The organism is uncultured Campylobacter sp., from assembly GCF_938041645.1.
Classification (GTDB): domain Bacteria; phylum Campylobacterota; class Campylobacteria; order Campylobacterales; family Campylobacteraceae; genus Campylobacter_B.
Genome location: NZ_CALIST010000051.1, coordinates 1 through 5,151, shown reverse-complemented (window position 1 = coordinate 5,151; position 5,151 = coordinate 1). Strand labels below are relative to the sequence as shown.

Below are 5,151 nucleotides of genomic sequence, written 5' to 3'. Positions count from 1 at the left end.
AAGACCCGGCACTTTGGAAACATTAGTATCTGAAGTAACGGTAAAATGGGTTTGCTTGCGCTCCACAAGGCCCGATCTTTCGCCTAGCAGATACAGCGCGCATACGACCACCACGCAGATGGCATAAATAAACCGAAGTTTGAAGCTTTTCAAAATTTCCCCTTAGAATTTTGCCCGCGACTATATCCAATCAGTACTTAATAAAATATAAATACTATATAGGCGAAATAGGCAAAGTTAGCTGAAAAATGCGGTTAAGCCGGGTTTGAATGATGAAATCTTTCGAGTAAATTTGGCGAACGAATGTCGTCATAGACCATATTTGCGTAATCGTATCCCTATTTGCACGCTACGCTAGGCTCTATATCCGAAGCTCGTTCGCCGTAAATTTTATCGCAACATCTTTGCGCAAGCTCTTCTTGAAAGCACAAACCACCGAATTATCGTAGTGCTAATGAGCGGCGAGCAGCCGCTGCGCATCACAAAGAGCCGCTATTTTGCGGATCTGTTCGCAGGCTGCTCGCGCGGTCATGAAGTGCGCTTCGCGCCTATTTGCCGATAAAATTTTTCTGCAGCCACTCCATCGCTTTTTCTTCGCTTTCAAATCTGCCGCTTTTGGCAACTTGAAACTGCCCCTCGTAGAAGCGAATTCTGATACCATCCTGGACGCTATCTACCTTGATGCGCGTGATCCTGTCTTTGTTTAGATAGGTTCGGTCGTTTAGTTTTACAAACATCGTTCTCTCCTTTAAAATTTAATGGTTTTTATCTGCCGCTTTACTTGCGTCTTTCTCGCCCTCTTTTTTCAAAAAAAGCTCCTTAAAGCGCTCGTTTGCGTAGTTTTCTATATCGCTTTGCAGCTGCTTATACGCGGCGATCAGCTCATAGGCGCGCGCATTTAGCGTCGTGCCTGCGGCATTGCCGCCGCCTTGCTTGGTGCTAAAGAGCTCCTCTTGCAGATTTTTTTGTAAAATTTGCAGATGGCTCCAGCATTTTTTGTAGTTCATCCCTAAAACCTCGGCGGCTTTAGAGATAGAGCCCGTCTGAGCGATCACGTCTAGCACTTCAGTTTTGCCCTTGCCGAAAATGAGCTCGCCCTGCGCATTTTCGATCCAAGTTTTTGTTTTTACTCTCATTCTTTTGCCTTTCTTCTCCTTAAAGCAGCCCAGCTGACAATATTTCACGTCTATAGCGTGCTCCTTAAGCGTAGAGCGCACCGTATCGAACCCCACACCGCCGCTAGCTACGGCGCGGGCGTCACGGCAAAAGATCCGTCTTTTCTCATCCAAAAGCGGATCTAGCTTTTGCAGCGCCTTTATGTTGCCTCCGCTGCATTGCAGCTTGCCGAACTGCCCGAGTTCGCAGCGATCTATCCGTATCCCTTCGCGTGCCGCGAGATCTCCTACGACGCTCGCATCTACGCCTAGTTTGGCGGCGATCTTAAATGCCGCGCCGCAATCAAGCTTGCCGCTTGGATTTAATAAATTTAAAATCAGCCTTTTGATCTCGCTTGCTTTTTTATCGTCTATCTTGATATCTATCTCCATGCCGCCCTCTTAACTCAAAATTCTCTCTTCGCCGCTATAGACGTTTAAATTTTCGCCGCGAGCGAAGCCGCAAAGAGTAAGATCAAATTTACGCGCGATCACGACGCCCAGGCTCGTAGGAGCCGTGCGCGAAACAAGCGCGCTAACGCCGCTCATCACGGCTTTGGCGACCATTTCGGAGCTTAGCCTGCCGCTTACCAAAAGAAGTGAGCCCTGCGTATCGTGTCCCGCCAAGACCGCCTTGCCGACGGATTTATCGATGGTATTGTGCTGGGCGATATCCTCGCCGATAAAATACTCGCCGCCCGCGGTAAAGAGCTTTGCAGTGTGCACACAGCCCGTCATCTCGTAAAGCTCGCACTGCGTGTAAAACTCGCTCATCAAATTTAAAATTTCATTCTTATGAAATTTAGCGTCCGAGCGGACTTTGCGCGCCGCCATCGCCTCAGGATCGATATTTGCCGTAGAGCTGCGCCCGCAGCCGCTGATGATGACCTTTTCGGCATCGAAGCTATTTAGCCGCTTTTCGTTTATCTCGCCGCAGATATTCACGCTAAGCCCGTCCGGCGCGAGCTCGATACTCTTTATGCGACTTGGATCCGAGATCAAATTTTCGCTCAGCAAATATCCTATCGCAAGCGCCTTTAAATCGCTCGGAGTCGCCATCAGCGCGCCGAAACGCTTGCTGTTTAGTAAAATTTCAAGCTTGATCTCGCGCACTAAGATATCGCTTACTATCCTTCTTTCATCGCCTTTAAATTTAACTATCTCCGCTCTATAAATCGGCTCCATAGACCTTCCTTGTTTGAATTTCGCCCGTATCGTAGTGAAATTTTGCTTAAATAGCCTTAATTCGCCGAAGTAAAGCCGTAGTACCGAAGCGGCGTGCGCAAATTTAAATTGCTCGCATTTTTGAATTTAAAAAATCGCGTGGAAAATTCCACGAGCCGCTCGCACCGTGCGCGCAAGCGGCTATGAAGTGCCCGCAGAGATGAAATTTAATCAAATTTTGCCGCTACGTGCAGCCGCGATGAAATTTCATCTATGTAAAGCGGGCGGAGCTTGCCGCCCAAACTACCTATGCACCGGCGATAGATAAGGTTTCTCGGAGTGCATCGACATCTCGTTTTGTCTTCTGAACTCGATAAACTCGCTCTCGCTAAGCTTTCTGATATTTGCGATCGTCATCTTTAGCGGCGGGATGCCCGATAGCGGATCCAGATCGCCCGCATGCACGAGCTCGTTGCCATCGGCCTCGCTGTAATGGAAGGTCGTAAATATCGTGCCCTCTTTCAGATCCGGATTTATGCGAAGCTTCGCAGCGATCTGACCGCGCTTATTTTTAACGAGCGCGTAGCAGCCTTCTGTAAGCTCGCGTTCGCGTGCGATATCGGGGCTTACCTCGATGAGCGCGCCTTCTGCGCCCGCGCCGTACTCTAACGCGCGGCACTCTCTCGTCATCGTGCCCGTATGGTAGTGATAAACCTTGCGCCCGGTCGTAAACAAGCACGGATAGACTTCATCCGGTATTTCGCTAAGCGCGCCACTTCCCACCGGATAATCATCCGGGATTTTCATCTTGGCTCTGAAATCCGCCTCCGCCTTAGCACGCTCCTCTTTATCGTCCACGTAAAGCACCGGCACCATTCTAAATTTACCATCAGGCAGCATCGATTTATGATCTGCATAGAGAACCGGTGTGCCCGGATGATCTTCATCAGGACATGGCCAGCTGATGCCGCCTAGCTTATCTAGCCTATAGTAGCTAATGCCGCCGAAAAATTTAGGCATTAATGCACGCACTTCGTTCCAAATTTCTTCCGCACTTAAAAAATCAAACCCTTCAAGTCCCATTCTTTGCGCGATATTGCAAACCACCTTCCAATCAGGCTCTACGCCAGGAGCCGGCTCGCTTGCCTTGCGCGTGCGCTGGACGCGGCGGGAAGTGTTTAAAAAGGTGCCGTCCTTCTCGCCCCAGCCGGCAGCAGGTAGTACGACGTCGGCCTTCTGTGCGCTCTCGGTAAAGAAAAGATCCTGCACGATAAAGCAATCCAAATGGTGCGTTGCATGCACGAAGTGCTCCGTCCAAGGATCGCTCATTACAGGGTTTTCGCCGTAAACGTAGAGCAGCTTCAGCTCGCCGCTATCCATCTTATCGGGTGCGACCGTAAGCTTAAAGCCTGGAGTTGGATTTAGCTCGAAGTGCCATACTCTGCGCGCTTGCTCCTGAGCGTAAGCGGAATTTACCGCGCCTGCGGGGATGACGTTAGGTAGCGCGCCCATATCGCATGCGCCCTGGACGTTGTTTTGACCGCGCAAAGGATTTACGCCTGCGCCTCTTTTGCCTAAATTCCCCGTCAAAATGGCTAAATTTGAAAGCGAAAAGACGTTTGAGGTGCCGTCGCTAAACTGTGTGATACCCATCGTGTAGCAGATCGCCGCTGCGCCTGCTTTAGCATACATTCTAGCAGCTTCGATTACGAGCTCTTTTTTCACGCCCGTCTCGCGCTCAAATCGCTCAGGCGTAAAGTCCTTAACCGCTTCTTTTAGATACTCGTAGCCGTGAGCGTAGTTTTTGATAAACTCGTCATCTTGCAGATTTTCAGCAATGATAACATTCATAATGGTATTTAGCGTCTTAATGTTCGCGCCCACCGGGATTTGCAAATAGATATCGGCTTTTTTCGCCATATCTGTGCGCTTCGGATCTACTACGATCATCTTGGCGCCGCGCTGCAATCCTCGCTGCATCTGCATAGCGATGATCGGGTGGCACTCGCTCGTGTTGGTGCCGATGAGCAAAAATACGTCCGTATCGGTAGCGAACTCTACCAAATCGTTCGTCATCGTTCCGTTTCCTAGCGTGTTGGCAAGACCTGCCACTGTAGGAGCGTGTCAAAGACGGGCGCAGTGATCGACGTTATTGCTGCCCTGAGCGCGGAAAAATTTCTGAAAAACGTAGTTGTCTTCGTTATTCGAGCGCGCAGAGCTAAAACCCATTATTGAGCTTGGGCCATATTTAGCGACGGTCTCTTTAAATTTAGACGCTACAAAATCATAAGCCTCTTCAAAGCTTACCTCCTCAAGCTTACCGCTTCTATCAAATACTCCGTTTTTCTTACGGATCATAGGTTTGGCAAGGCGTTTTGGAGAGTTTACAAACTCCCAGCCGAACATCCCTTTTAAGCATAGCTCGCCGTCATTTACGTGGTGGGCCTGTGTAGGGCGCGCGTTTACGATCCTGCCGTCTTTTACGATAAGATCGATACCACAGCCGGTGCCGCAGTAAGGACAAGTCGTTTTGACAATCTTTTCTCTGGATTGCATAATATTCCTTTCAAGAATTTTGGTTTGCACGGCTATTATACTTTCTAGATTATAAAAGAATTTTTAAATTAGTGAATTTTTTTAAGCAAAATTTAAGCAATATGCAAATATCGCATATTAAATTGAATAGTTAAATTTTACGCTTTTGCCTCGATAATGACGGCGTTTTAGTGTAAAATTTATCGCTTATCGTAAAAGACGCTTTTTAAGCTAAGTTTTATAATTTTAATAGAATTTTGAAATTATATTACGCTCCGTTTTATTTCAAAGCGCGATT

4 protein-coding genes are annotated in these 5,151 nt (G+C 48.3%); all 4 read right to left on the bottom strand.

Annotation, left to right across the window (positions count from 1 at the left end):
- Positions 1 to 548: 548 nt before the first annotated feature.
- Entirely contained in the window at positions 549 to 737 is a 189-nt protein-coding gene (locus tag Q0600_RS07510) for a hypothetical protein (RefSeq protein ID WP_005869215.1), read from the bottom strand.
- Between the two features lie 18 nt (positions 738 to 755).
- On the bottom strand, positions 756 to 1,547 hold the full coding sequence (locus Q0600_RS07505) for a LysR family transcriptional regulator (RefSeq protein WP_298758749.1): 792 nt from the start codon (positions 1,545 to 1,547) through the stop codon (positions 756 to 758).
- Positions 1,548 to 1,556: 9 nt separating this feature from the next.
- Positions 1,557 to 2,339, bottom strand: coding sequence for a formate dehydrogenase accessory sulfurtransferase FdhD (fdhD, locus tag Q0600_RS07500; protein WP_298758747.1), 783 nt, complete (start codon positions 2,337 to 2,339; stop codon positions 1,557 to 1,559).
- Positions 2,340 to 2,621: 282 nt separating this feature from the next.
- Positions 2,622 to 4,874 carry a molybdopterin-dependent oxidoreductase gene (locus Q0600_RS10585; RefSeq protein WP_366517545.1) on the bottom strand — a complete coding sequence of 751 codons (2,253 nt, stop codon included), beginning with the start codon at positions 4,872 to 4,874 and terminating at the stop codon, positions 2,622 to 2,624.
- Between the last annotated feature and the right edge of the window lie 277 nt (positions 4,875 to 5,151).